23 protein-coding genes are annotated in these 24,407 nt (G+C 68.5%); 12 read left to right on the plus strand and 11 right to left on the minus strand.

The genetic code is table 11. The annotated features are described in order from the left end of the window. Nucleotides 1-9 precede the first annotated feature (9 nt). Nucleotides 10-699 carry a response regulator gene (locus GA0116996_RS04850; RefSeq protein ID WP_092307802.1) on the minus strand — a complete coding sequence of 230 codons (690 nt, stop codon included), beginning with the start codon at nt 697-699 and terminating at the stop codon, nt 10-12. A 236-nt stretch (nt 700-935) separates the two neighbouring features. Between GA0116996_RS04850 and recA the strand changes: the two genes are divergently transcribed. The 8 genes from recA (at nt 936) to GA0116996_RS04890 (ending at nt 9,470) form a co-directional block, all read left to right on the plus strand. Further along, on the plus strand, nt 936-2,000 hold the full coding sequence (recA, locus tag GA0116996_RS04855; protein ID WP_092307804.1) for a recombinase RecA: 1,065 nt from the start codon (nt 936-938) through the stop codon (nt 1,998-2,000). 109 nt (nt 2,001-2,109) lie between these two features. After that, nucleotides 2,110-2,577, plus strand: a complete 468-nt coding sequence (gene recX, locus GA0116996_RS04860) for a recombination regulator RecX (RefSeq protein WP_092307806.1) — start codon at nt 2,110-2,112, stop codon at nt 2,575-2,577. 328 nt (nt 2,578-2,905) lie between these two features. Then, nucleotides 2,906-3,613 (plus strand): DUF2889 domain-containing protein, encoded by a 708-nt coding sequence (locus tag GA0116996_RS04865; RefSeq protein ID WP_092307808.1) that lies wholly within the window; start codon nt 2,906-2,908, stop codon nt 3,611-3,613. An 89-nt stretch (nt 3,614-3,702) separates the two neighbouring features. Next, a complete protein-coding gene (sucC, locus tag GA0116996_RS04870; protein WP_092307810.1) occupies nt 3,703-4,869 on the plus strand; it encodes an ADP-forming succinate--CoA ligase subunit beta in 1,167 nt (388 codons plus the stop codon). An 88-nt stretch (nt 4,870-4,957) separates the two neighbouring features. Beyond that, nucleotides 4,958-5,839, plus strand: a complete 882-nt coding sequence (gene sucD / locus GA0116996_RS04875; RefSeq protein ID WP_092307811.1) for a succinate--CoA ligase subunit alpha — start codon at nt 4,958-4,960, stop codon at nt 5,837-5,839. A 245-nt stretch (nt 5,840-6,084) separates the two neighbouring features. Then, entirely contained in the window at nt 6,085-6,780 is a 696-nt protein-coding gene (locus GA0116996_RS04880) for a TerC family protein (protein WP_092307813.1), read from the plus strand. A gap of 316 nt (nt 6,781-7,096) precedes the next feature. Further along, a complete protein-coding gene (locus tag GA0116996_RS28535; protein WP_092307815.1) occupies nt 7,097-7,570 on the plus strand; it encodes a pilin in 474 nt (157 codons plus the stop codon). 97 nt (nt 7,571-7,667) lie between these two features. Next, the gene (locus GA0116996_RS04890) at nt 7,668-9,470 is read left to right on the plus strand and encodes a PglL family O-oligosaccharyltransferase (RefSeq protein ID WP_092307817.1); all 1,803 of its coding nucleotides are present in this window, start codon (nt 7,668-7,670) and stop codon (nt 9,468-9,470) included. A 1-nt stretch (nt 9,471) separates the two neighbouring features. Here GA0116996_RS04890 and GA0116996_RS04895 read toward each other — a convergent pair whose 3' ends face one another. The 3 genes from GA0116996_RS04895 to moaC form a co-directional block, all read right to left on the minus strand. Next, complete coding sequence (locus GA0116996_RS04895; protein WP_092307818.1) at nt 9,472-9,987, minus strand: hypothetical protein; 516 nt, start codon at nt 9,985-9,987, stop codon at nt 9,472-9,474. Between the two features lie 14 nt (nt 9,988-10,001). Beyond that, nucleotides 10,002-10,445, minus strand: a complete 444-nt coding sequence (locus GA0116996_RS04900) for a hypothetical protein (RefSeq protein WP_092307820.1) — start codon at nt 10,443-10,445, stop codon at nt 10,002-10,004. Between the two features lie 234 nt (nt 10,446-10,679). After that, entirely contained in the window at nt 10,680-11,159 is a 480-nt protein-coding gene (moaC, locus tag GA0116996_RS04905) for a cyclic pyranopterin monophosphate synthase MoaC (RefSeq protein ID WP_035816150.1), read from the minus strand. A 100-nt stretch (nt 11,160-11,259) separates the two neighbouring features. Between moaC and GA0116996_RS04910 the strand changes: the two genes are divergently transcribed. Together GA0116996_RS04910 and GA0116996_RS04915 are read left to right on the plus strand one after the other, a co-directional pair. Further along, a complete protein-coding gene (locus GA0116996_RS04910; protein WP_092307822.1) occupies nt 11,260-13,083 on the plus strand; it encodes a beta-barrel assembly-enhancing protease in 1,824 nt (607 codons plus the stop codon). 140 nt (nt 13,084-13,223) lie between these two features. Then, the gene (locus GA0116996_RS04915) at nt 13,224-14,249 is read left to right on the plus strand and encodes a serine hydrolase (RefSeq protein ID WP_092307824.1); all 1,026 of its coding nucleotides are present in this window, start codon (nt 13,224-13,226) and stop codon (nt 14,247-14,249) included. Between the two features lie 16 nt (nt 14,250-14,265). Here the strand turns inward: GA0116996_RS04915 and GA0116996_RS04920 are convergent, their stop codons facing one another. The 6 genes from GA0116996_RS04920 to GA0116996_RS04945 form a co-directional block, all read right to left on the minus strand. After that, nucleotides 14,266-14,832 (minus strand): DUF2946 family protein, encoded by a 567-nt coding sequence (locus GA0116996_RS04920; RefSeq protein ID WP_092307825.1) that lies wholly within the window; start codon nt 14,830-14,832, stop codon nt 14,266-14,268. A gap of 29 nt (nt 14,833-14,861) precedes the next feature. Further along, nucleotides 14,862-15,941, minus strand: coding sequence for a YheT family hydrolase (locus tag GA0116996_RS04925; protein ID WP_092307827.1), 1,080 nt, complete (start codon nt 15,939-15,941; stop codon nt 14,862-14,864). 40 nt (nt 15,942-15,981) lie between these two features. Then, complete coding sequence (locus GA0116996_RS04930; protein WP_012351840.1) at nt 15,982-16,422, minus strand: YybH family protein; 441 nt, start codon at nt 16,420-16,422, stop codon at nt 15,982-15,984. A gap of 31 nt (nt 16,423-16,453) precedes the next feature. Then, entirely contained in the window at nt 16,454-17,476 is a 1,023-nt protein-coding gene (waaF, locus tag GA0116996_RS04935; RefSeq protein WP_092307829.1) for a lipopolysaccharide heptosyltransferase II, read from the minus strand. Between the two features lie 118 nt (nt 17,477-17,594). Continuing rightward, nucleotides 17,595-17,789 carry a zinc-finger domain-containing protein gene (locus GA0116996_RS04940; protein WP_010812205.1) on the minus strand — a complete coding sequence of 65 codons (195 nt, stop codon included), beginning with the start codon at nt 17,787-17,789 and terminating at the stop codon, nt 17,595-17,597. A gap of 95 nt (nt 17,790-17,884) precedes the next feature. Next, nucleotides 17,885-18,805 carry a branched-chain amino acid transaminase gene (locus GA0116996_RS04945; protein WP_062796961.1) on the minus strand — a complete coding sequence of 307 codons (921 nt, stop codon included), beginning with the start codon at nt 18,803-18,805 and terminating at the stop codon, nt 17,885-17,887. Between the two features lie 163 nt (nt 18,806-18,968). Here GA0116996_RS04945 and GA0116996_RS04950 point away from each other — a divergent pair, with 163 nt between their 5' ends. Continuing rightward, nucleotides 18,969-21,968: a DEAD/DEAH box helicase gene (locus GA0116996_RS04950; RefSeq protein ID WP_092307831.1), complete on the plus strand. Its 3,000-nt coding sequence runs from the start codon at nt 18,969-18,971 to the stop codon at nt 21,966-21,968. A 196-nt stretch (nt 21,969-22,164) separates the two neighbouring features. After that, nucleotides 22,165-23,193 carry a Bug family tripartite tricarboxylate transporter substrate binding protein gene (locus tag GA0116996_RS04955; RefSeq protein ID WP_092307833.1) on the plus strand — a complete coding sequence of 343 codons (1,029 nt, stop codon included), beginning with the start codon at nt 22,165-22,167 and terminating at the stop codon, nt 23,191-23,193. Nucleotides 23,194-23,227: 34 nt separating this feature from the next. On the opposite strand, the gene GA0116996_RS04960 is transcribed toward GA0116996_RS04955, so the two are convergent. Beyond that, complete coding sequence (locus tag GA0116996_RS04960; RefSeq protein ID WP_092307834.1) at nt 23,228-24,367, minus strand: helix-turn-helix transcriptional regulator; 1,140 nt, start codon at nt 24,365-24,367, stop codon at nt 23,228-23,230. Nucleotides 24,368-24,407 lie beyond the last annotated feature (40 nt).

Below are 24,407 nucleotides of genomic sequence, written 5' to 3' on the forward strand. Positions count from 1 at the left end.
GTGACGGGATCAATGCGGCGCGGCCACCGCCGGCTGGAATTTCTCCAGGCAGTAGCCCAGCCCGCGCACGGTGGCGATGCGGATGCCGCCCACCTCGATCTTCTTGCGCAGGCGGTGCACATAGACCTCGATGGCGTTGTTGCTGACTTCCTCACCCCATTCGCACAGGTGGTCCACCAGCTGTTCCTTCGACACCAGGCGGCCGCTGCGCGTGAGCAGGATCTCCAGCAAACCGATCTCGCGCGCGGACAGGTCCAGCATCTGGTCGTTCAGGTAGGCGATGCGCCCGACCTGGTCGTAGGCCAGCGGCCCGTGGCGCATCAGCGTGGCACCGCCGCCGGCGCCGCGCCGCACCAGGGCGCGCACGCGCGCCTCGAGCTCGGTCAGGGCGAAGGGCTTGGCCATGTAGTCGTCGGCGCCGAGGTCCAGGCCCTTGACGCGCTCGTCGACGCTGTCGGCGGCGGTCAGGATCAGCACCGGCAGCATCGCGCCGCGCGCGCGCAGGCGCTTGAGCACCTCCAGCCCCGACATGCGCGGCAGGCCCAGGTCGAGGATCAGCAGGTCGAAGGTCTGGGTCGACAGGGCCGAATCGGCTTCCAGGCCATTGGCGACATGGTCGACGGCGTAGCCCGAGTGGCGTAGCGAACGGGTCAGGCCGTCGGCCAGCACGTCGTCATCTTCGGCGATCAGAATGCGCATGGTTGTCTCCACCCTGGCCGGCATAGCCGGCACCGGTGCGCAACGGGCACGGGGGCGCGAAGGGGCTTGCCAAGCATACTGTTTTTTTATACAGTACCCGCACGTTCCGCTGGGGCCGCCCGGGGAGACCCCCTGGAGTGCGGCCGCGCAGACAGCCGGGCCGGCGCTGATGCCGGCAAATGCCGGTGCCGCGCCACATGCGGCCTATTTATACACCATTTGATTCAAGGACGACCATGGACGACAAGAAGGCAGGTGCCGGCGTGAGCGCCGAGAAGCAGAAGGCGCTTGCCGCCGCGCTCTCCCAGATCGAGAAGCAGTTCGGCAAGGGCTCGATCATGCGCCTGGGCGACGGCGAGGTCGAAAAGGACATCCAGGTGGTTTCCACCGGTTCGCTCGGCCTGGACATCGCGCTTGGCGTCGGTGGGCTGCCGCGCGGCCGCGTGGTCGAGATCTACGGGCCGGAATCCTCGGGCAAGACCACGCTGACGCTGCAGGTCGTGGCCGAGATGCAGAAGCTGGGCGGCACCTGCGCCTTTATCGATGCCGAGCACGCGCTGGACGTCAACTATGCCTCCAAGCTCGGCGTCAGCGTCGGCGACCTGCTGATCTCGCAGCCCGACACCGGCGAGCAGGCCCTGGAAATCACCGACGCGCTGGTGCGCTCGGGCTCGATCGACCTGATCGTCATCGACTCGGTCGCCGCACTGGTGCCGAAGGCCGAAATCGAAGGCGAAATGGGCGATTCGCTGCCCGGCCTGCAGGCCCGCCTGATGAGCCAGGCGCTGCGCAAGCTGACCGGCACCATCAAGCGCACCAACTGCCTGGTGATCTTCATCAACCAGATCCGCATGAAGATCGGCGTGATGTTCGGCTCGCCCGAAACCACCACCGGCGGCAATGCGCTGAAGTTCTACGCCTCGGTGCGCCTGGACATCCGCCGCATCGGCTCGATCAAGAAGGGCGACGACGTGATCGGCAACGAGACCAAGGTCAAGGTGGTCAAGAACAAGGTATCGCCGCCGTTCCGCGAGGCCTTCTTCGACATCCTCTACGGCCAGGGCATCTCGCGCCAGGGCGAGATCATCGACCTGGGCGTCGATGCCAAGATCGTCGAGAAGTCCGGCGCCTGGTACAGCTACAACGGCGAGAAGATCGGCCAGGGCAAGGACAACGCCCGTGAATACCTGCGCGAGAATCCCGACATTGCCGCCGAGATCGAAAACAAGGTGCGCGCGGCGCTGGGCGTGGTGGCCATGAACCCGACGGCCGCAGCCGCGGCCGCAACGATCGAAGACTGATCGCGCCGACGGCCGCTGCGCCATCCCGAAGGCCGGGGCATCGCCGATGCTCCGGCCTTTTTGCTTGGCCCGCAGGGCCGGTCCTTCATCCGCTGATCCCCGGTCACCCATGGCAATCCGTCCCCCGCTGTCGCTGAAGGCCCGCGCCGTCGGCTACCTGTCGCGCCGCGAGCACAGCCGCGCCGAGCTGGCGCGCAAGCTGGCGCCGCATGCCGAGTCGCCGGAGCAGCTGGAGCAATTGCTGGATGCGCTGGAGCGCGAGAACTGGCTGTCGAACCAGCGCTTCGCCGACAGCCTGGTGCATCGCCGCGGCGCCCGCTACGGCACCGCGCGCGTGATGCAGGAGGCCAAGACCCACAAGCTCGACAGCGAGCAGCTGGGCGAACTGCAGGAGCGCCTGCGCGCCACCGAAGCCGAGCGCGCGCGCGAGGTCTGGCGCAAGCGCTTCGGCGCGCCGCCCGAAACGCCCGAGGCGCGGGCGAAGCAGATCCGCTTCATGGTGGCACGCGGCTTTTCGCGCGCGGTGGTCGGCAGGATCATCCAGGGCGCGGACGAGGACTACGGCGACGCGGACTGAGCCGGCGTCGCGTGGCAGGCTAGTGCAGTACCTGTGCTGCCGTCATGTGTATTTCGCTGCGTTGCGTCATCGCGCCCCGCCGGCGCCTGACGTTTGTCGCGGCCGGCAAGCCGGTGCCTGCTGGTGCATTGCGGCAAGGCGACCCAGCCTGCCACGGTGCCATGGTCGGCCGACAATCCAGGCGCGACAGTTGCCGCACAAGGATGTTCCCGGCCAACGCGGCATGGCATGTTAAACTCCCCGGGTTATTCGGTGCCGCGGCACCACGGTGCCCCAGCCCCCCGTATTCCCGGTATCTCCGTATTCTCGTCCGTTTCCCAGCCTGGCCATGCCTCTGTCCCAGCCCGTCAACCGCTCCCTGCGTCACCGTCGCGCCATCGCGGCCGAGGCGTACCAGAGGGAGGACGGCCTGTGGGACATCGAGGTGCGCCTGACCGACACCAAGCCCCGTGACATCGAACTGGCCGGCGACCGCATCCGCCCGCAAGGCCAGCCGCTGCACGACCTGTGGCTGCGCATCACGATCGACGAGGAAATGACGGTGCTGGATGCCGAGGCCTGCTCGGACTGGGTGCCGTACCCGTCCCATTGCGACACGATCGGCGAGGCCTACCGCAAGCTGATCGGGCTGAACCTGCGCAAGGGCTTTCGCAAGGCGGTGCGCGAGCGCCTGGGCGGCATGCACGGCTGCTCGCACCTGACCGAAGCCGCCGGCGTGCTGCCGAGCACCGCGATCCAGGCCTTTGCCGGCGAGGTCATCAGTATCCGCGACAACGGCGAGGACGATCCGAATCCGGAGCCGCCCTATCAGTTGAACGGCTGCCACGCCCTGCGTTTCGACGGCGAGGTGGTTCGTCAGTTTTACCCGCGCTGGTATGGTCACCAGCCGACGCCCAAGGTACGGGCCGAGGCCGCGCCTGCCGTCGCATCCGCGCCTCAGGCGCAGCAGCCCGCGGCCAATGGCGACCGCGGTGGTCACGCAATCGACGGCAACGACGCTGTCCCGGCCGACCGGCCGACCGGCACCTCCGGCTGATTCTCAGGATCGGCCAGCCCGACGAGAGAGTTCGTCTTCTTTCAGATTCTTCCCTTCTACCTTTTACGCCTACCCGAAAGGAAACACGCATGAATATCCATGAGTATCAAGGCAAGGAAATCCTGCGCAAATACAATGTGCCGGTTCCGCGCGGCATCCCCGCGTTCTCGGTTGACGAGGCCCTGAAGGCCGCAGAACAACTCGGCGGCCCGGTGTGGGTTGTCAAGGCGCAGATCCACGCGGGTGGCCGCGGCAAGGGCGGCGGCGTCAAGGTTGCCAAGAGCATGGACGAGGTCAAGACCTATGCGTCCAACATCCTGGGCATGCAGCTGGTCACGCACCAGACCGGTCCGGAAGGCAAGAAGGTCAACCGCCTGCTGATCGAAGAAGGCGCCGACATCAAGAAGGAACTGTACGTTTCGCTGGTGGTGGACCGCGTGTCGCAGAAGATCGCCCTGATGGCGTCGAGCGAAGGCGGCATGGACATCGAAGAAGTCGCCGCCCACAGCCCGGAAAAGATCCACACCCTGATCGTCGAGCCGTCGACCGGCCTGACCGACGCTGACGCCGACGACATCGCCCGCAAGATCGGCGTGCCCGACGCGAGTGTGGCGCAAGCCCGCCAGGCCCTGCAAGGCCTGTACAAGGCGTTCTATGAAACCGACGCCTCGCTGGCCGAAATCAACCCGCTGATCCTGACCGGCGACGGCAAGGTGATCGCGCTGGACGCCAAGTTCAACTTCGACTCGAACGCGCTGTTCCGTCATCCGGAAATCGTCGCCTACCGCGACCTGGATGAAGAAGACGCCAACGAAATCGAAGCCTCGAAGTTCGACCTGGCCTACATCTCGCTGGACGGCAACATCGGCTGCCTGGTGAACGGCGCCGGCCTGGCCATGGCCACCATGGACACCATCAAGCTGTTCGGCGGCGAGCCGGCCAACTTCCTCGACGTGGGCGGCGGTGCCACCACCGAGAAGGTGACCGAAGCCTTCAAGCTGATGCTGAAGAACCCGAACGTGCAGGCCATCCTGGTCAACATCTTCGGCGGCATCATGCGTTGCGACGTGATCGCCGAAGGCGTGATCTCGGCCTCGAAGGCCGTGCACCTGACGGTGCCGCTGGTCGTGCGCATGAAGGGCACCAACGAAGAACTGGGCCGCAAGATGCTGGCTGACTCGGGCCTGCCGATCATCTCGGCCGACACGATGGAAGAAGCCGCCCAGAAGGTCGTGGCTGCCGCCGCCGGCAAGTAAGCCGAGGCGCCGTTACCCAATACAAGCGAACTTCGGCAGCGCGCGTGGCCTTTGCCCGCGCTGCCAGAGTCAAGCAAAGGACGAAAGCATGTCGATTCTGATCAACAAAGACACCAAAGTCATTACCCAGGGCATCACCGGCAAGACCGGCCAGTTCCACACCCGTGGCTGCCGCGACTACGCCAACGGCAAGAACGCCTTCGTCGCCGGCGTGAACCCGAAGAAGGCCGGCGAAGACTTCGAAGGCATTCCCATCTACGCCAGCGTCAAGGACGCCAAGGCCCAGACCGGCGCCACCGTGTCGGTCATCTACGTGCCGCCCGCAGGCGCCGCTGCCGCGATCTGGGAAGCCGTTGACGCCGACCTGGACCTGGTGGTCTGCATCACCGAAGGCATTCCCGTGCGCGACATGATGGAAGTCAAGGACCGCATGCGCCGCGAAAACAAGAAGACCCTGCTGCTGGGGCCGAACTGCCCGGGCCTGATCACGCCGGACGAAATCAAGATCGGCATCATGCCGGGCCACATCCACAAGAAGGGCCGCATCGGCGTGGTGTCGCGCTCGGGCACGCTGACGTACGAAGCCGTGGGCCAGCTGTCCGCGCTGGGCCTGGGCCAGTCGTCGGCCGTCGGCATCGGTGGCGACCCCATCAACGGCCTGAAGCACATCGACGTGATGAAGATGTTCAACGACGATCCGGACACGGACGCCGTGGTCATGATCGGTGAGATCGGCGGTCCGGACGAAGCCAACGCGGCCCACTGGATCAAGGACAACATGAAGAAGCCGGTGGTCGGCTTCATCGCTGGCGTGACCGCGCCTCCGGGCAAGCGCATGGGCCACGCCGGCGCGCTGATCTCGGGCGGTGCCGACACCGCCCAGGCCAAGCTGGAAATCATGGAAGCCTGCGGCATCAAGGTGACCAAGAACCCGTCGGAAATGGGCCGCCTGCTGAAGGCAATGCTGTAACAGGCAGTCCAGCCTTGCTCCGCCGTTGCGGAGAAGGCCCCGGCTTGAAATGCCCCCGCCCCGCGGGGGCATTGTCTTTTCCGGCTCCCGAAGTGGCCTGGCTGGTACGTCCGACCTGAAGATTACAAAATTGAAATCTAATCGAAAGGTTGATGCGTTAAACAGTCATGTCTGCGCTTTCAGACATCCAAAATCCCGTCGGATGACGGGGCGCGCCACCACATAGAAACTCGAGGAGCCTCCCCGTGGAACTGCTGTCTTCCACCACTTTCTGGATTGCGTTGGGATCGATCATCCTGACCAATATCGTCCTGTCCGGCGACAACGCGGTGGTCATCGCGCTCGCCTCGCGCAACCTGCCGCCCGCCCAGCAGAAGAAGGCCATCTTCTGGGGCAGCGCCGCCGCCATCATCATGCGCGTGGTGCTGACCGTGGCCGCGGTCAAGCTGCTGAGCCTGCCGTACCTGAAGATCGTCGGCGCCGTGCTGCTGGTCTATATCGGCGTGCAACTGCTGACCGGCGATGACGACGAGGAAGGCCACGACGGCAAGGACAATATCTGGGCCGCCATCCGCACCATCCTGATCGCCGACCTGGTGATGTCGCTGGACAACGTGGTCGCCGTGGCCGCCGCCGCGCAGAAGGGGCCCGAGGGCAGCCAGCTGCTGCTGCTGGTCATCGGCCTGGGCCTGTCGATCCCGCTGATCGTGTTCGGCAGCACCATCCTGCTCAAGGTCATGGAACGCTTCCCGGTCATCATCGTGCTGGGCGCCGCGCTGCTCGGCTACCTCGCCGGTGAAATGCTGGTCAGCGACCCGGTCGACGCCGCCTGGTTCGAAGTCCACGTGCCGCACGCCCACCTGGTCTTCGGCGCCGCCGGTGCGATCCTGGTGGTGATCATCGGCAAGCTGCTGAGCCGCCGGTCGGCACAGACGGCCTGACGTCGATCTGCCGGATGCGGAAGGGCGGCCAACTGGCCGCCCTTTTTTTTTGGACACGGCGACGGGCGTGTCGGTGCCCATGCCCACTAACTCATGTGAGTGATCGCACTTTTTGTCGCGCGTGCCTGTGGTAGCGGTCCCAGGTGACAATTTTTGGCGCAATCGGCGAGCTTCACCCCGACGGGTGACGAAATTTGTCGCTTTCCACCCCCTACCGATGGGGGATGCGCCTGGCACACTTGCTGCTCAATCGTCCCCGCGTCACGAAACCGAAGACGTGCAACGCTTAACCAAAATCTCTTCGAGGGGTCAAATCATGCAACGGGTACAACAACTGAAGAAGCTGGGCCGCCGCGTCCAGAAGGGCTTTACGCTGATCGAACTGATGATCGTGGTGGCGATCATTGGTATCTTGGCGGCGATTGCGATTCCGCAGTATCAGGACTATGTGACGCGGAGTCGGTGGGCCTCCAATATCTCTGGCGTTCAAGCCGTGAAGCAAGCCATTGCTCAATGCTTGCAAGAAAACAATGGCGCCCCCGCCAGTTGCAACACCATGGCTCTTATTAACATCCCGGCAGCAACACTAGATGCTAACGGTGCATTGGTTCTGCCGAACGGAACGGCGGCTGTCGCAGGCAACGCTGTTATCACGATCACTGGGAATGCGGCCGCAGCCAACTGCGTGGTAACGCTCACGCCTAACCCTGTTGCGGGTAGCGCTGTTTTGAACTGGGCCATCGCAACTGCGGCTGCACCGGCTTGCACTCGTGCTCAAACCGGCGTGTAATGCAATTTAAGTCGTCCACGGAAAAAGCGCCTTCGGGCGCTTTTTCTTTATCTGGCGCCCAAGCTATCATGCGCCTTTTCCCAACCCAGGCGCCGCAATGCCGCCGTCCCGGCCAAACCTGTCTTCGGCTGTTCTCATCGCAGCAATCGTCATCCCGCTGCTGGTCTCCCGGCACACGCTGCCGCTAGCGACGTTTTACGGCGAATGGGCCGCCGCGCTCTGTAGCGTTGCCGCGGTCGCAGCGGTTGCCATGCGGGCGACCAGCAGATCGGCGCCTTCCGCGTACCTGCCGTCAATCTCGCTGTTGTTCCTCTGGCTTGTCATCATCAGCCTGATCTTCGCCAGCCTCGGACACGCCGACGTTTCCGGCAGCCGCCTGACGACTGTCCTGACGCTGCTGCTCGGCGCCGCCGTGGCTTCTGCCGCATGGTGGTACCGCCATACGCCGGCTGGCAGCGAATCGGATACTGGCGACGCCCTTGCCGTTGCGGCCCTGATCGCGGGACTGCTGGGTACCGTTTCGCAATGGGTGCAGTTGTTCCAACTCGAACCCCGCTCCTTCGGCCTGGTCTCCACCTACTTCTACGACACCAACCGCCGCCTCTGGGGCAACCTGAACCAGCCCAACCATCAGGCCACCGTGCACGGCCTCGCGCTGGTCGCATCAGTGTGGCTGGCCTCGCGTGGCCGTCTGCGTTTTCCGATGTGGCTGGCCGCGGTGGCCTTGCTGGAAAGCGGCATCGTGCTGTCCGGCTCGCGCACCGGCGTGTTGCATGTCGGCCTTGCCGCGTGCTACGCGTTGATTGCGGCGTGGCTGGCGCGAGGCGAACGCCGCGGCCCGGATCCCATGCAGCGTCCGGTGGGGCTTGTGGTGGCTGCCGTTGCCATGGTGGCAATGCTGCTGGCCCTGCAGGCCGCCATCAAGGCGGCGGGGCAGGCCTTTGACTGGCGCCTGTTCGACACCATCGCCCAACTCGAAGCCGAAGACCAGATTTCGGCGCGCGGTGCGCTGTGGGCGCACGCCATCGCCATGTTCCGCGCCCATCCGTGGTTCGGCGTCGGCTGGGGCGAGTTCGGTTGGGCGCAGTTCCAGCAACTGGACCAGGTGGGCGTGAAGGTGGAGATGTCGCTGCACGCCCACAACGCGATTCTCGACCTGCTGGCGAAGACCGGCATCGTCGGCACCGCCGGCGTGGGTGTGATCCTGCTGGCGTGGCTGTGGCGCGTGGTGCGGGTGCGCTTGTGGCATGGAGATTGGGAGGAGCGCAGGCAGACCGTGCTGGTGCTGACGTGGCTGGCGATGCTGTGCGCGCATTCGATGCTGGAATACCCACTGCATTACCTGTATTTCTTTCTGCCGTTCTGCTTCATGCTGGGCTGGCTGGAGCCGTCGGGCTTCGGTCGCTGGCGGGTGCCGTTGCCGGTGGCGCGCGGGCTGGCGCTGGCGTTGGTCGCGGTAGCCGCGGTGGTGCTGGGCACCATGTGGCAGGACTATCGCCGTGCCGAAGCGCGCGAGTATGCCAGCAGCGAAGGCCGCCAGGCCCTGCCGATGCCGCGCTTCTGGTTCCGCCAGCATGCGCAGGCCGATGCGGCCGGACAGGCCGCCATCACGCCGGAGAATGCCGCGGCACTGTTGCCCGCGCATGTCGCGGCGGTGCACCTGCTGCCGACGCCGGCCATGATCGCGCGCACGGCATGGCTGCTGGCGCTGACGGGCGATGCCGCGCAAGGCCGGCTGTGGATGGAGCGCCTGAGGTGGTACTACCTTGGCGACGAGGCCGCGCAGTACGCGACGATCGCGCAGGCATGCCGCGGCGTGAAGGCGGACCAGCGCCCGCAGGTGTTCTGCGGCTGGGTGGCCGATCGCTCGCGCCGCCTTGCGGAACTGGGCCGGGACTGACCTAGTAGTACGGGTACGGGCTGTAGTAGACCGGCGGCGGGGGTGGCGGATAGTAGTACCGCGGCGCCGGCGCCGGGACTGCGGCCACGCGGCCCGGTACGGGCACGCGATTTCCGCTGGCGTACATGCACTGCACGTAGGCGGCGTCGTATTGCTGCTGCGTGCCGTAGCCCGCGTATTGCGCATTGCCCGCGCCCACCGCCGCGCCCGTAAGCAGGCCGATGCCCGCGCCCACCGCCGCACCCGAGCCACCGTTGAAAGCCGCCCCCGCGGCGGCGCCCAGCGCGGTCCCCACCGCGGCGCTGCCGAGCGCGGCATTGTTGGCGGCCTGTGCCGAAGACACGCCGCCGACGCGTCCGAAGGCGAATTGCCGGCAGTTGTAGTCGTCGGCACGGAACTGGTCGAAATTCTTGCCGGTGCCGGGCAGCGCCATCACGCTGGGCCCCGAGGGCAGCACGGCGCAGGCGCCGAGGGCGAGGGTGGCCACGGCCAGCGTGGCGCGGATCAGGGCATGCATGGTGTCACCCCGTGTCAGGAATTGGCCGGCGGCTGTGCCGGTACGCGTTGCCAGCCGCCGGGGCAGGACGCCACGTAGGGATAGTAGCCTTCAGGCTGGTTGCAGTGGTACCACCAGCCCTGCTGCGGCATGACGCCGTCGGGGCCGGGCGCGGGCACCGGGCCATTGGGCCCCTGCTCGATGTATTGCGGCGGCGCCGCGGGCACGGCAGGTACCGCCACCACGGCGGGCGGGTAATAGTACGGAGCGGGATAGCCGTAGGGATAGCCACCGTAGAACGCGCCGGGACCGAGATAGATGCCGACGCCTACGCTGGCGCGTGTCCTGACCATGCCGTCGCGCAGGTCGCCGCCCTGCCAGGCGGCATCGTGGAGATCGGCCCGCCCGGCCAGGGCGGCGCCGCTGGCGGCCGTGGCCGCGAGTGCCAGGGCGATCTGGCAGAGCATGCGCCCGTTCATGGTATCCCCCTCATCCCCGCGCGCGCCGCGGGCAGGGTCAGCCGGCCGCGATCCCGCGGCGGCCCGCAATCATATTGAATACCAAATTGTCGCGCGCGGATGCCGGGGACGGCGCGTGTGGAAATGCGTCGTTACCTTTATTACCAGGGAACGAAGATGGCGTAAGAAGAGGCCGCGTCCGCCTTCGCCGGGCGTACCGCGGGCATCACGTAAGCCGTGCCGCGAGGGCAGGTATCAACCGGCCGCCACCCAATCCCCGGACTTGCCCCCATGCTTCTCCAGCAGCTTCACGTTGCCGATCACCATGCCGCGGTCCACCGCCTTGCACATGTCGTAGATCGTCAGCAGCGCGACCTGCACGCCGGTCAGTGCCTCCATCTCCACGCCGGTCTGGCCGCGGGTCTCGGTGCGCACGGTGCAGGCGACGGTGGCGGTGGCCTCGTCCAGCGCGAACTCGACCGCCACCTTGGTCAGGCCGATCGGGTGGCACAGCGGGATCAGGTCGGCGGTGCGCTTGGTGGCCATGATCGCTGCCACGCGGGCGATGCCGATCACGTCGCCTTTCTTGGCGCTGCCGTCGCGCACCAGCGCGAAGGTGGCGGGCTGCATGGTGATGGTGCCGGTGGCCACCGCGACGCGGTGGGTGCTGGCCTTGTCGCCGACATCGACCATGTGGGCTTGTCCGGCGGTGTCGAAATGGGTGAGCTGGGTCATGATCGAGAGCTTCGGGCGAACTGCGTGCATGGAGCCACCGGGGAGCGTGCGGGAGACGCGTCCGATGGGAACGGCCACGGGAGGCCGCTATCATAGCAACATGCCAAAACACCCATCGCTTCGCAGGTCTGCCGCATATGGCCGTGGCGCCGTGGCAGATGCCGCTCCTGCGGGTTCCGCGTCACTTCGCGAAGCCGGCAGCCACCGCCGCGCCGGCGGCGCCTGGGCGCCCTGGCGGCGGCCGCTGGCGGCGCTGCTGGCGCTGACGTTCGCGGCACCGGCCTGGCCACAGGGTACGCCGCGCACGGCAGCGGCGCCAGCGACGCCGGTGGCTGCGCCCCGTGCGCCGGCGCCCGCCACCTCGGCCGAGGCAGCGGACCAGGTCTACGACAACCTGAACCGCAGCGTGAAGGCGGGCCAGAAATCCGAGTTTGGCCTGCGCACCAACAACGCGGTAGTGGAGGCCGGCGGCGTGCAGCTGCCGGACCTGGGGGACCCGTCCACCGCGTCGCTGTCGCCCGACATGGAAAAACGCCTGGGCGACCGCATCATGCGCGATATCCGGCGCGATCCGCTGTACGTGCCCGATCCGCTGCTGTCCGATTACCTGAACGCGCTTGGCTACCGGCTGGTGCAGGCGGCGCGGCGCCAGAGCATCTCCGGCTCGACCGGCGCCGGCACCTTCGCCACCGGCTTCGACCTGTTCGCGGTGCGCGACCGCAGCATCAACGCCTTTGCGCTGCCGGGCGGCTATATCGGCGTGCATACCGGGCTGCTGGTGCAGTCCGATACCGAGTCCGAGCTGGCCTCGGTGCTGGGCCATGAAATCGGCCACGTGATGCAGCGGCATATCGCGCGCGGCATCACCCAGCAGGACCAGTCGATGTGGATTGCGCTGGCGTCGATGGTGCTGGCCGGGCTGGCCGCGACGCGCAGCCCGGATGCGGCGGCGGCGCTGGCCATGGGCGGGCAGGGCGCCGCCATCGCCAACCAGCTGTCGTTCTCGCGCGGCGCGGAGCGCGAGGCCGACCGGGTCGGCTTCCAGATCCTGACCGCGGCGGGTTTCGATCCGCAGGGCATGCCAGATTTCTTCATGCGGCTGCAGCGCGCTTCAGGCACCGCCGAGAATTCGGTGCCGTCCTATGTGCGCACCCACCCGCTGACCTCCGAGCGCATCGCCGACATGCAGGACCGCGTCAGCCATGCCAGCCAGCGCAAGGTGCCCAACACGCCCGAGTACGAGTTCGCGCGCATGCGCGCCCGCGTGATCCAGGAAGCGTCGCCGAGCGAACTGCAGAACCTGCGCGCGGCGCTGCGCACGCAACTGGCCGGGGCATCCGCGCTGCGCGCGCCGGCGCTGCACTACGCGCTGGCGTTCGTCGAGCAGCGCCTGCGCCGCTATCCGGCCGCCGAACAGGAACTGGCCGAAGCCCGCCGCCTGTACGGCAATATCCCCGGCGCCAGCTCGGGCAGCCCGATGTTGGACGTGATGGCGGTGGAACTGGCGCGCGCGCAGGGCCGCGTGCCCGAGGCGCTGTCGCAGGCCAGCGCGTCGATGAAGGCCTTCCCGCTGTCGCACGCCGTGGCCGTGGTCTACGCCGAGACCCTGATCGGCTCCGGCCGCCATGACGAAGCCGTGCGCTTCCTGCGCGAGCGCACGCGCCAGGAGACCGGCCGCAGCGAATGGTGGGAGATGCTGGCGCGCGCCTACGCCGGCCAGGGCAAGCGGCTGCAGCAACACCAGGCGCTGGCCGAGAAGTATGCGATGGACGGCGCCTACCAGGCCGCGATCGAACAGCTGCAGATCGCGCGCAAGGCCGGCGACGGCGATTTCTATACGCTGTCCGAGGTCGATGCGCGCCTGCACCAGCTGGAGCGCCAGTACCGCGAGGACAAGCAGGACAACAAGGGCATGCCGAACTGATTGCGCGGCCCGTTGAGCGGGGCTGATTCTGGCATAAGCTGCTCCAACATCAGCCAGACCGTGCGGTGCGGCGACATCGCGCCGCACCGGCCATATCAACGCGCCGGCGTCGCCGGCCGGTCTTTGACGGGAACCTTCGCATGTCTGCCTTCCAGCCCGCCAGGCGGCGTACGCTCAAGCTCGCCGCCACGTCCCTGGCATTGCCCGCCATCGCTGCCTGTGGGGGCAGCGCCGAAGCCGCGGCGCCGCCGCGCGTGGAAGCCGCCATCGCGCGTTTTGCCGCGTTGGCGCCGGCTACCGCCAGCTGCCTGGTGCATGCCGAGCCGGGCGGCGATGGCGCCGGCGCGTGGTCGGCCGGCTACCATCCCGATCGGCATTTATTCGTCGGCAGCGCCGTCAAGACCTTCATCCTGGCGCAGTTCCTGCGCGACGCCGAAGCTGGCCGCGGCGGGCTCGGCGAGAGCCTGCCCTGCGAGGTCAGCGATACGTTCCGTTCCCCCGGCAGCCCCGTATTCCTGGGGCTGACCGGCAAGACCACGTACCGCAGCGCGCTGGAGGCCATGATCACGCACAGCGACAATACCGGGACCGACATCGCGCTGGCCGCAGTCGGTCCTGAGCGCGTGCGCGCGCTGATCGCCGAAGCGGGCCTGGTCCAGACCCGCATTCCGGATTCGACCCGCAAGCTGTTCTCGTACCTGGCGGGGGCCGAGGCCGGCGTCGATCTAGGATGGGACGGCATGGCCAGGATGGTCAACGGCGAGGATCTCGGGCTGACGTCGCGCACCGATGTCATCAACGACAAGCAGGCGATGTTGAGCACCGCGACCGAGATGGTGAACTGGTACCGTCAAGCGCTGGCGGGCAGGTTCTTCACGCAGCCGGCGACGTTGAGGGAATTCCGCCGCATCCAGGCCATGGCCGATGCGATATGGATGGCCGTGCCGGCCGGCGCCCAGGGCTTCGGCAAGGGCGGCAGCATCGACTGGGAGAGCTTCCATTGCCTGAGCTTCGCCGGGCAGTTGCTGGCCGGCCAGGTGCCGGTAACGTTCTGCCTCACGCTGAACTGGAACGGCGGCCCGCTGAGCACCGAGCGCACCGGCGAGTTCATCCGCACCGCGGCGGACGTGTTGGGCGAAGCGGCAAAGGCCTCCAGGGCCTCCTGACGCGGCGGCGCGTGCGTCAGGCCGCCGGCTGGCGCACGAAGCCGAAGCGCTTGGGCACCTCGCTCTCGGCAATCGGCTCGATAGGAAGGTCGACGCCATCGTGGTGGAACACGCCCAGGTCCGCGCCGCAGGCCTCGCCATGCCAGGTGCTGGCCCCGCTGAACTGTTCCAGGTCGTGGTCGTGCAGCAGGGCTGCCTGCAGGCCATCGACGCCGTCCACGGTACCTGCCAGCACCACGTTGCCATGCTCATCGGCGTAGCAGGCCTGCAGCGTGAAGGCCTGCTGCGTGGTGGTGCGCAACGCGCCGGCATGCAGCCGCACGATCCACGGCGCATAGCCCAGCGACACGAACACCCGCTGCGGCCCGTTCTGGAAGTACCAGCAGCCGCGCTCGTCGCACTGGTAGTTGCGCTCGATAAAGCCGATCAGCGCCTCATGGCGGATGGGGTCGCCCGAGAGCCCGTGCTGCTGCGCATATTCATTGCGCAGGCGCCACTGCCCGCGGCGGTCCAGCGTGAGCCAGCCATAGGCATTGGGCACGTTGGGCCAGCGTGCCATGGCCTGCCTGACGATGTCGTCCATCATTGCCTCCCGGCGGACCGGTGCCCGCCTTACATCATGCTGTCGAAAAATTGCAGGATCCGCGCCGGCAGCCATTCGATGTGGCCGCCGAAGCGTCCGTCGGCCTGCAGCGGCAGGTGCCGGCGCCAGCCCGCGGGCGGGGTCATGAAGCCGACATGGCCGCCGTGCTCGGGCTGTTCCAGCCAGACTTGCGGACTGACGTCGGCGGGTCCGGGCAGGTGCTGGCCTGGCAGGAAGGGATCGTTGCGCGCGTTGAGCACCAGCGTGGGCACGGCGATGTCGCGCAGCACGGGTTTGCTGGCGGCGCGGCGCCAGTAGTCGTCGGTATCGGCAAAGCCGTGCAGCGGCGCGGTAACGACGTTGTCGAAGGCGTACAGGTCGCGGCTGGCCAGCATGGTGTCGCGGTCGAACAGGCCCGGGAACTGCGCCAGCTTGGCCAGCGACTTGCGCTTGAGCGTCTGCAGGAACATGCGCGTGTAGACCAGGTTGAAGCCTGCCGACAGCGCCGCGCCGCCGGCGGCGAGATCCAGCGGCGCGGAAATCGCCGCGGCCGCGTGCACGTAGCCGGCACCGCTGCCGTCTTCGCCCAGCATGCGCAGCAACGCATTGCCGCCGAGCGAGATCCCCACCACCAGCAGCTTGCGCCCGCCGGCGCAGTGGTGCTGGCGCATGCGCTCGAGCACCCAGCGGATCTCGGCCGAATCGCCCGAGTGGTAGAAGCGCGGCGCGAGGTTGAGTTCGCCCGAGCAGCCGCGGAAATGCGGGATCACGCCCTGCCAGCCGCGCAGCGACAGCGCATGCATCAGCGCCTGCGCGTAGTGGCTGCCGGAGTCGCCCTCGAGGCCGTGGAACATCACCACCAGCGGCGTCTGCGCCTGCACCTCATGGGTGGTCCAGTCGAGGTCGATGAAGTCCTGGTCGGGCGTGGCCCAGCGTTCGCGGCGAAAGCCGACGCGCGGCGGGCGGCGCGTGAAACGCGCGGGAATGATGGTCTGGGCGTGGCCGCCGCGCAGCCACCAGGGCATCGGCGTGCCCTCGCCATAGCCATGCGCGCTGGCGGGATCTGCCTGGATGGGGTAGGGCAGTCGGTGGTGCGGAAGCTGCGTCATGCCGGCTTGTGTTGCAGCAGGCCGCTGCGCGGCCGCGGGTTCAGTGCAGCGCCTGGCCCGGCGTGGCGGCCACGGCGGCCACCTGCACCGCGTTGGCCGGGCTGCAGTGGATGTGGGCCAGGCGCCAGCCTTCGTGGTTCTGCATCAGCACGTAGGTGGTGTGCACGTACAGGTCGGCCTCGACGCGGTCGCTGCCGAAGCGCAGCGCCTCGGTCACGTCGAAGATCGACACGGCCATCGACGCATGGCTGCTGGTTTCGATGGCGTCGACCAGCACCGGCTGCTCTTCCAGCAACTGCGAGAATGCCTGGCGCAGCTGCTCATGGCCGATCAGGCGCTGCCCGTCGGGCAGCACGCAGGTGATCGAGTCTTCGTCCAGCCACAGGCGCAGCGCGCCCTCGGCGTCACGCAGCTTCAGCGCTTCGCGGAAAGCGTCGACGATGTCTTCGGCGGAATCGAACAGGCGGGCAAAGCGAGGCATGTTGGCAATGGACGTGGCTAGGGCGGGTAGGTCAGGGCCGGTGCAGCAGCTTGCGCAACTCGACGAACACCATTTCCGGTTCGATCTCTTTCAGGCAGCGCAGGTGGCCCAGCGGGCACTCGCGCTTGAAGCACGGACTGCACTCCAGCTGCAGCCACATGATACTCGCTGCCTGTGACAGCGGCGGCGTGTGGCGCGGATCGCTCGAGCCGTACACCGCCACCTGGGGCCGGCCCAGCGCCGCGGTCACGTGCATCAGGCCCGAATCGTTGCAGACCGCGGCTTCGGACAGCGCCAGCAGGTCGACCGCGTCGTCGAGCGAGGTCTGGCCGCACAGGTTGCGCACGAACGGCGCCTCGCTGACGATCTCGGCGGCGATCTCGGCATCCTTGGCCGAGCCCAGCGTGATCATCTGCGCGTACGGGTAGGAGCGCCGCAGCATCTGCGCCAGCTTCGCGAAATGGGCCGCGGGCCAGCGCTTGGCCGGGCCGAATTCGGCGCCCGGACAGAACGCGATCACGCGCGTGTGCGGCGCCAGGCCGAAGCGCTCGGCGGTGGCCGCCACGCGCGCCGGGTCCACGCGCAGGCGCGGCTCGCTCAGGTTCTCGGGCAGGCGCGCGCCGGGCTTGAGCGCCAGGCGGGCGTAGTGCTCCACCATCGGCGGGCGGTGGTCGCGCGGCGGATTGGCGTGGCGCACGTTGAGCATGCCGAAGCGCGCTTCGCCGCGATAGCCGATGCGCAGCGGAATGCCGGCCAGCCACGGGATCAGCGCCGACTTGAGCGAGTTCGGCAGCACGTAGGCGAGGTCATAGCCTTCGTTCTTCAGCTGCTGCGCGAACATCAGCCGCGCCGACAGCTGCAGCTTGCCGTGCGCAAGGTCCGACGGGAACACGCGGCCGATTTCCGGCATGCGCGCGAGCACCGGCGCGACCCACTTGGGCGCGAGGGCGTCGATGACCAGGCGCGGATGGCGCGCCTTGAGCAGCGCGAACAGCGGCTGCGCCATCAGGGCGTCGCCGATCCAGTTGGGGGCGATGACGAGGGCTTTCTTCATGGAAGGGGCGCAAGGAGCCGGCACGGGCGCAGCGGCGCGGGCGCCGGCAACGCCGACGCTCCGGGGCGCCTGTGGGCGGCCCGGAGCGTCAGGGTGGTGCGATGGCAGGCGGCTCGGGTCAGTGGTGGCCCTTCAGCACGGTGCCCGGCTTGAGCTTGTACACGGTACCGCAGTACGGGCACTTGGCTTCGCCGGTGTCGGCCACGTCGAGAAACACGCGCGGATGGTAATTCCAGGCCGGGGTGTTTGCGGTCGGGCAGTGCAGCGGAATGTCTTCGGCGCCGATTTCGATGATGGTCGCGGTTTGCGTCATGGTGTTGCAGGGAATAAAACTTATCGTTCGTCAAAACAAGGGACGTGCCGCGCCCGCACGGGCGGGCGGCTGGCACGCGCGCTGCCGGCCGGTGCTCAGACCAGCGTCAGCCACTTCTTGTACTTTTCGTCGGTGCCGCCGACGGCGGCAAAGAATGCGTCCTGGATCTGCTTGGTCACCGGGCCGCGGCGGCCTTCGCCGATGATGCGGTCGTCCAGCTCGCGGATCGGCGTGACTTCGGCGGCGGTGCCGGTGAAGAAGGCTTCGTCGGCGCAGTACATCTCGTCGCGGGTGATGCGCTTCTCGCGCACTTCGATGCCCAGGTCGCGCGCGATGGTGAGGGTGGCGTCGCGGGTGATGCCGTCCAGGCACGAGGCCAGGTCCGGGGTGTAGATCACGCCGTTGCGCACGATAAAGACGTTCTCGCCCGAGCCTTCGCTGACGTAGCCGTCGGTGTCGAGCAGCAGCGCTTCGTCGTAGCCCAGCCCGGTGGCTTCCTGGTTGGCCAGGATCGAGTTGATGTAGTAGCCGCTGGCCTTGGCGCGCACCAGCGACACGTTGACGTGGTGGCGGGTGAACGACGAGGTCTTCACGCGGATGCCGCGCTCCATGCCTTCCTCGCCCAGGTAGGCGCCCCACGGCCACGCGGCGATGGCGACGTGGATGGTGTTGCCCTTGGCCGAGACGCCCAGCTTTTCCGAGCCGATCCACACGATCGGGCGGATGTAGCAGGATTCCAGGTTGTTGGCGCGCACCACTTCGCGCGTGGCGGCTTCCAGCGTGGCCTCGTCGAACGGCATCGCCATCTGGAAGATCTTGGCCGAGTTGAACAGGCGGCGGGTGTGCTCCTTCAGGCGGAAGATGGCGGTGCCTTCGGGGGTCTTGTAGGCGCGCACGCCCTCGAACACGCCCATGCCGTAGTGCAGCGTATGCGTCAGCACGTGGATCTTGGCGTCGCGCCACTCGATCAGCTTGCCGTCCATCCAAATCTTGCCGTCGCGATCCGCCATCGACATGTCTGTTCTCCCTGCGCCGTGAAAGTAGCAAAAACGATATTGTAAGCCCCGGGGGCATGGGTCACAACGCAGCGCGGGCGCCGCGGCGGTCTAGAATGCGCTTTTTCCGGGCATTGTCGCCGCGCTGGCGGCGGCATGCCGCCAGCCGACCTTCCTGCAAGCCGTGCCTCCGAGCCCACATTCCAGCCCCGACCGCCAGCCTGACGCGCTACCGGACGCCCCTGGCGCGCCGGAGGTTGACTGGCAGCAGGCGCTGGACGCGCTGCGCGCCCTTGCCGGCGCTGTTCCCGACGCTGCGGCTGGCGCGGCCCAGCCTGCGCGGCGCCTGCTGTGGGCGCTGACGCTGGACGCCGACGGCGCGCCCGGCACGATCGAGCCGCTCGAGCAGGTGCGCGGCCCGAAGGGCTGGGGCAAGCCCCGGCCGGTGCCGCTGGCGCGCATCGCCGAGGACGACCGGCTCGAGCCGTGGGATGCACGCGTGGCGCGCGCTATCCGTCGCGATGCCTCGCACAACCGGCGCTATGTGCTCGACCGCGCCATGGCGCTGATGGCGCTGGCCGGGCACCCGGGCGTGGTGATGGCCCACGCGCCCACGCAGACGCTGGACGTGGTCGAGGACGCGCCCGCGCTGGAGGCGGTGCGCAGTGCCGGCCGCTATGTACTGCGCCTGTTCCCGCCCGTGCGCGAGGCGCCCGCGCTGGAGGCGCTGCTGCCCGCCGCCGCGCGGCAGGAGGCCGAGGCGCTGCGCCAGCTTACGCTGCTGCGTGACGGCCCGCACCGGCTGCGGCTGATCCGCTATACCCCGGCGCAGTTCGAGGCCGCGCGGCTGATCGGCAACGGCCTGGCGATTCCCGAGGAAGGCCACGCCCGGCTCGACCAGACCCTGCGCGCGCTGGCCGGCCAGTTCCAGATCCAGGCCGATGCCGCGGCCGGCACGCGTGCGGTCGAGGCCGAGGCACGGCTGCGTGCCGAAGTGGCGCCGGTGGGGCGCGGCATCTCGCTGCGGCTGGTGGTGGCGCCGCTGGGCCCGCTCGGGCCGCGGCTGGCGCCCGGCGCCGGGCGCGAACGGCTGATGGCGACGGTGCGCGGCGAGACCCTGTCCACCCAACGCGACCTCGACGCCGAACTGGCCAGCGTGGCCGAAGTCTTCGCCACGCTGCCGCAGCTGGTGGCGCTGTCGCCGCCTGGCGGCGAATACACCTGGACGCTGGACGATCCCGAGGATGCGCTCGCGGTGGTCGAGGCGCTGCCGGCGCTGCCCGCGGTGCAGGCGGTCGAATGGCCGCGCGGCAAGGCACTGCGCGTGCTGCCCGCCGACCTGCCGCAGCTGGGTGTGCAGATCGAAAGCCGCGGCGCGTGGTACAAGCTGGCGGGCGAGCTGCGCGTGGCCGAGGGACTGGTGCTGGAACTGGGCAAGCTGATCGACTGGACCGGCAGCCATGCCGGGCGCTTCGTGCCGATGGGGCAGGGGGTCTACGTGGCGCTGACGCAGATGCTGCGCGGCCGGCTGCGCGACCTCGCCGGCGTGGGCGAACGGGTGCCCGACGGCATCCGCGTGCCGCAGATGGCGACGCCGTGGCTCGACGACGTGCTGGCCGGCGCGGGCGTTGATCCCGATGCGCATTTCCGCGCGCGTATCGCCCGGCTGCGCGCCGCGCGCGAGACCGCGGTCGCGCTGCCCGCCACGCTGGCGGCCGAGCTGCGCCCCTACCAGGAGGCCGGCTACCGCTGGGCCATGACGCTGGCCGCCTCCGGGCTGGGCGCCTGCCTGGCCGACGACATGGGCCTGGGCAAGACCCTGCAGGCGCTGGCCGTGCTGGTCGCCCGCGCCGCCGGCGGCGCGGCGCTGGTGATCGCGCCGACTTCGGTGTGCGGCAACTGGGCCGCCGAGGCGCGGCGCTTCGCGCCCACGCTCAACGTCCACGTCTATGCCGAGGGCGATCGCGACGCGCTGCTGGCGCAGGCCGGGCCGCATGACCTGGTGATCGTCTCGTACACGCTGCTGCAGCAGGCCAGCGACGATTTCTGCGCGCGCGCCTGGCATACCGTGGTGGCCGACGAGGCCCAGGCCTTCAAGAACGCGGTCACGCGGCGGGCGCAGGCAATGTTCGCGCTGCCGTCGGACTTTCGCATGGCGCTGACCGGCACCCCGGTGGAAAACCGGCTGGCCGAGCTGTGGTCGGTGATGCGGTTCTGCAATCCGGGCCTGCTGGGCTCGCTGGCGCGCTTCAACGAGCATTTTGCCAACCCGATCGAACGCGCCGGCAGCCGCGAGGCGCGCCTGCGGCTGCGCCGCATGATCGCGCCGTTCGTGCTGCGCCGGACCAAGGCGCAGGTGCTCGACGAACTGCCGCCGCGTACCGAGCTGGTGATCCGGGTCGAGCCCGAGCCGGTCGAAGCCGCGCACTACGAGGCGCTGCGCCGCCAGGCCCAGACCGAGGCCGAGGCCGCGCTGGCACGCGTCGAAGCCGCGCGCAAGGCCACCCGCGAGGCGCCCGCCGGCGCCAGGGCTCGGGCGCAGGCCCAGCACCAGGCGCAGGCGCGCCTGCACGTGCTGGCGCAGCTGATGCGGCTGCGCCGCGCCGCCTGCGACCCGCGCCTGGTCACGCCCGAAGTGAGTGGGCAACTGAGCGAAGGCGCCAAGGTGCGCGCCTTCGTCGAGCTGGCCAGCGGACTGGCCGCCAGCGGCCACAAGACCCTGGTGTTCAGCCAGTTCGTCGATTTCCTGCAGTTGCTGCGCCAGGGGCTGGAGCGCGCCGGGCTGGCGCTGCAATACCTGGACGGCGCCACCCCCGCGGCCGAGCGCACGCGCCGCGTGGCCGCGTTCCAGGCGGGCGAGGGCGATGTCTTCCTGATCAGCCTGAAGGCCGGCGGCTTCGGCCTGAACCTGACCGCGGCCGACTACGTGATCATTGCCGATCCGTGGTGGAACCCCGCCGCCGAAGACCAGGCCATGGGCCGCGCGCACCGCATCGGCCAGCAGCGCCCGGTCACGGTGTACCGGCTGATCAACGCGGGCACCATCGAGGAGCGCATCGTCGAGCTGCACCGCGACAAGCGCGCGCTCGCCGACGGCCTGCTGGAGGCCGACGACGACCACACCGCCGGCACCGGCGCGCCGCTGCCGGATGTCGATGAACTGGTGGGACTGCTGCGGCGCTGAAGCGCAAAACGCCTCGAGTTGTTGCCATATGCCCGCACGGCATACCTTCAGGCAAACTCAGTCGTTTGGATTTGGCAGGAACCTTGCTATCTTGTTGCGCTGGCCCGGGGCTCAGACCCCGGCCATCGCGCCGACCCGCCGCGCCGGGCCGCTTTCTTGCTGACGCATTTTGCTGTTATTCACCGACGGTGCCCCCATGCCCAACTCGTCCCGCCTGCTTCCGCGCTTGTCCTTCCATTCCGCCGCCCGTCTGGCCGCCCGCGTGGCCGCGCTGTGCGCCGCCGTGGCCGGCACGGCCAGCCTGCCCGCCCACGCGCAGGGCGAATGGCCGACGCAGCCGGTGACGATCCTGATGGGCTTCACCGCCGGCTCCGGCGTCGACATCGTCGGCCGCACGCTGCAGGAATCGCTGCAGAAGTCGCTCAAGACCACCATCGTCTATGACTACCGGCCGGGCGCCGGCGGCAACGTTGCCTCCGAGGTGGTGGCGCATGCCAAGCCGGACGGCTACACGCTGCTGCTCGGCACCGCCGCCACGCACGGCATCAACCCGGCGCTGTACAAGACCCTGCCGTTCGATGCCGACGCCGACTTCACTCCGATCGCGCCGCTGGTCGAGGTCTCCAACGTGCTGACCGTCAACCCGGCGGTGCTCGACGTCAAGTCGGTCAAGGAATTCATCGAGAAGGTCAAGGCCAATCCCGGCAAGTACAACTTTGCCTCCACCGGCAACGGCACCGGCACGCACCTGGCGTTCGCCGAGTTCAATGCGCGCGCCGGGCTGGACATGGTGCACGTGCCCTACAAGGGCGGCCCGGACGCGCTGCAGGCGGTGGTGAAGGGCGAAGTCTGCTGCATCTTCAACCAGGTGCAGAGCGTGCTGCCGCAGTTCCGCGCCGGCAAGGTGCGCCTGCTGGGTGTGACCACCAGGCAGCGCGTGCAGGTGATCGCCGACGTGCCGACCATTGCCGAAAGCGGCCTGCCCGGCTTCAACAGCACCATCTGGTTCGGCCTGTTCGGGCCGAAGGGGCTGGACCCGAAGATCGCGCGCAAGGTCAATGACGCGGTCAAGGTGGCGCTGGAAACGCCGGCGATCCGCCAGAAGCTGATCGATGCCGGCAACACGCCGCGGGTCGAGACCGTGGACCAGTTCAAGGCCACGGTGAAGGCCGACCGCCAGAAGTGGGCGGGCGTGGTCAAGACCGTGGGCGCGTCGATCGACTGATCCGCCCCGGCGCGGCTGGAGCTCGCCTGCGCCGCTAGGCGCGAACCCCCAGCCGCGTCAGCAGGTGCGCCAGCTGCGCCTGCGTGCCGGTGCCGGTCTTGGTGAAGATCGCCTTGAGCTGGGTGCGCCCGGTCTCGCGCCGGATGCCGATCAGCTCGCAGGCCTCGGGCAGGCCGATGCCCGAAGACAATTGCAGCGCCAGCCGGATCTCCGCCGGCGTCAGGCCGTAGAGGTCGCGCAGTACGGCCGGTAGCGTCATCGGCGCGGCGCCGGGTTCATGGATCGCCACCAGCACGCTGGGGCGCTGCCAGTCCAGCGCCAGGTGATGCGCCGGGGGCAGCGGCAGCAGGATCACCTGCGCCTGCCGGCCGGCGCTGTCGACGGCGCGCAGGGCCTGCGCCGGCAGCGCGCTGGCCGGATTGGCCACCGCGCGCAGCGCATCGGCGAACGGACGCGACAGGGTCCAGCCGCCATCGTCGCGCGCCGCAGAAAGCGGCGCCGCGGCGCTGGTTTCGATCGCCACCGCCGGCAGCAGCCGGCGCACCCAGGTTTCGCCGATGCTGTTGGCCAGCAGCGGCTTGCCATCGTCGCGGAACACGATCACGCCGAACGGCAGCCGCTCCATCAACTGCGACGACGCATGCGCCAGCGCCGACACCTGGTGAGTGCGCTCGCGCAGCGCCATGGCCTGACGCACGTGCGGGATGGCCCAGTCGAGCGCGCGCGCGTCCTCGGGCGAGTAATGGTCGTGGCCGTGCGGGCGCTGCAGCGACAGGAACACGTCGTAATGCGGCTGGCGCTCGATCAGGCACGCCATCACCGATGACTGTCCGATCGGCCGCAGGAACTCGCCGTAGAAGGGCGACTGCCGCATGACCTGCGGCCCCAGCTCGCGCGAATCGATATACCAGCTGCCCACCGCCATGCGCCGCGCGAACGGCAGGGCCGGATCGATCGCGGCGAACTGCTCGCGGTAGGCCGCCACGGCCTCGGGCATCGGGTTGACCTCCTGGTGCACCAGCACGCGCTCGTGCACGGTGTCGAGCACGAGCAGGTGGGCGTGGCTGCTGCCGCTGGCCTGGCACAGCGCGCTCAGGCTGCGCTGCCAGGCATCGGCGTCGAAAATCCCCTCGTACAGCGCGCGAATGGTGTCGTGCATCTGTGTGTCGCTCATGGCTTCCCTTCTTTTTACTTCTTGTATTTTTAGCACTTTA

The organism is Cupriavidus alkaliphilus (assembly GCF_900094595.1).
Taxonomy (GTDB): Bacteria; Pseudomonadota; Gammaproteobacteria; order Burkholderiales; family Burkholderiaceae; genus Cupriavidus; species Cupriavidus alkaliphilus.

Coding starts and splice junctions, on each gene's coding strand:
- GA0116996_RS04850 (WP_092307802.1), bottom strand. CDS start 699: ATGCGCATTCTGATCGCCGAAGATGACGACGTGCTGGCCGACGGCCTG.
- recA (WP_092307804.1), top strand. CDS start 936: ATGGACGACAAGAAGGCAGGTGCCGGCGTGAGCGCCGAGAAGCAGAAG.
- recX (WP_092307806.1), top strand. CDS start 2,110: ATGGCAATCCGTCCCCCGCTGTCGCTGAAGGCCCGCGCCGTCGGCTAC.
- GA0116996_RS04865 (WP_092307808.1), top strand. CDS start 2,906: ATGCCTCTGTCCCAGCCCGTCAACCGCTCCCTGCGTCACCGTCGCGCC.
- sucC (WP_092307810.1), top strand. CDS start 3,703: ATGAATATCCATGAGTATCAAGGCAAGGAAATCCTGCGCAAATACAAT.
- sucD (WP_092307811.1), top strand. CDS start 4,958: ATGTCGATTCTGATCAACAAAGACACCAAAGTCATTACCCAGGGCATC.
- GA0116996_RS28535 (WP_092307815.1), top strand. CDS start 7,097: ATGCAACGGGTACAACAACTGAAGAAGCTGGGCCGCCGCGTCCAGAAG.
- GA0116996_RS04890 (WP_092307817.1), top strand. CDS start 7,668: ATGCCGCCGTCCCGGCCAAACCTGTCTTCGGCTGTTCTCATCGCAGCA.
- GA0116996_RS04895 (WP_092307818.1), bottom strand. CDS start 9,987: ATGCATGCCCTGATCCGCGCCACGCTGGCCGTGGCCACCCTCGCCCTC.
- GA0116996_RS04900 (WP_092307820.1), bottom strand. CDS start 10,445: ATGAACGGGCGCATGCTCTGCCAGATCGCCCTGGCACTCGCGGCCACG.
- moaC (WP_035816150.1), bottom strand. CDS start 11,159: ATGACCCAGCTCACCCATTTCGACACCGCCGGACAAGCCCACATGGTC.
- GA0116996_RS04910 (WP_092307822.1), top strand. CDS start 11,260: ATGCCAAAACACCCATCGCTTCGCAGGTCTGCCGCATATGGCCGTGGC.
- GA0116996_RS04915 (WP_092307824.1), top strand. CDS start 13,224: ATGTCTGCCTTCCAGCCCGCCAGGCGGCGTACGCTCAAGCTCGCCGCC.
- GA0116996_RS04920 (WP_092307825.1), bottom strand. CDS start 14,832: ATGGACGACATCGTCAGGCAGGCCATGGCACGCTGGCCCAACGTGCCC.
- GA0116996_RS04925 (WP_092307827.1), bottom strand. CDS start 15,941: ATGACGCAGCTTCCGCACCACCGACTGCCCTACCCCATCCAGGCAGAT.
- GA0116996_RS04930 (WP_012351840.1), bottom strand. CDS start 16,422: ATGCCTCGCTTTGCCCGCCTGTTCGATTCCGCCGAAGACATCGTCGAC.
- waaF (WP_092307829.1), bottom strand. CDS start 17,476: ATGAAGAAAGCCCTCGTCATCGCCCCCAACTGGATCGGCGACGCCCTG.
- GA0116996_RS04940 (WP_010812205.1), bottom strand. CDS start 17,789: ATGACGCAAACCGCGACCATCATCGAAATCGGCGCCGAAGACATTCCG.
- GA0116996_RS04945 (WP_062796961.1), bottom strand. CDS start 18,805: ATGTCGATGGCGGATCGCGACGGCAAGATTTGGATGGACGGCAAGCTG.
- GA0116996_RS04955 (WP_092307833.1), top strand. CDS start 22,165: ATGCCCAACTCGTCCCGCCTGCTTCCGCGCTTGTCCTTCCATTCCGCC.
- GA0116996_RS04960 (WP_092307834.1), bottom strand. CDS start 24,367: ATGAGCGACACACAGATGCACGACACCATTCGCGCGCTGTACGAGGGG.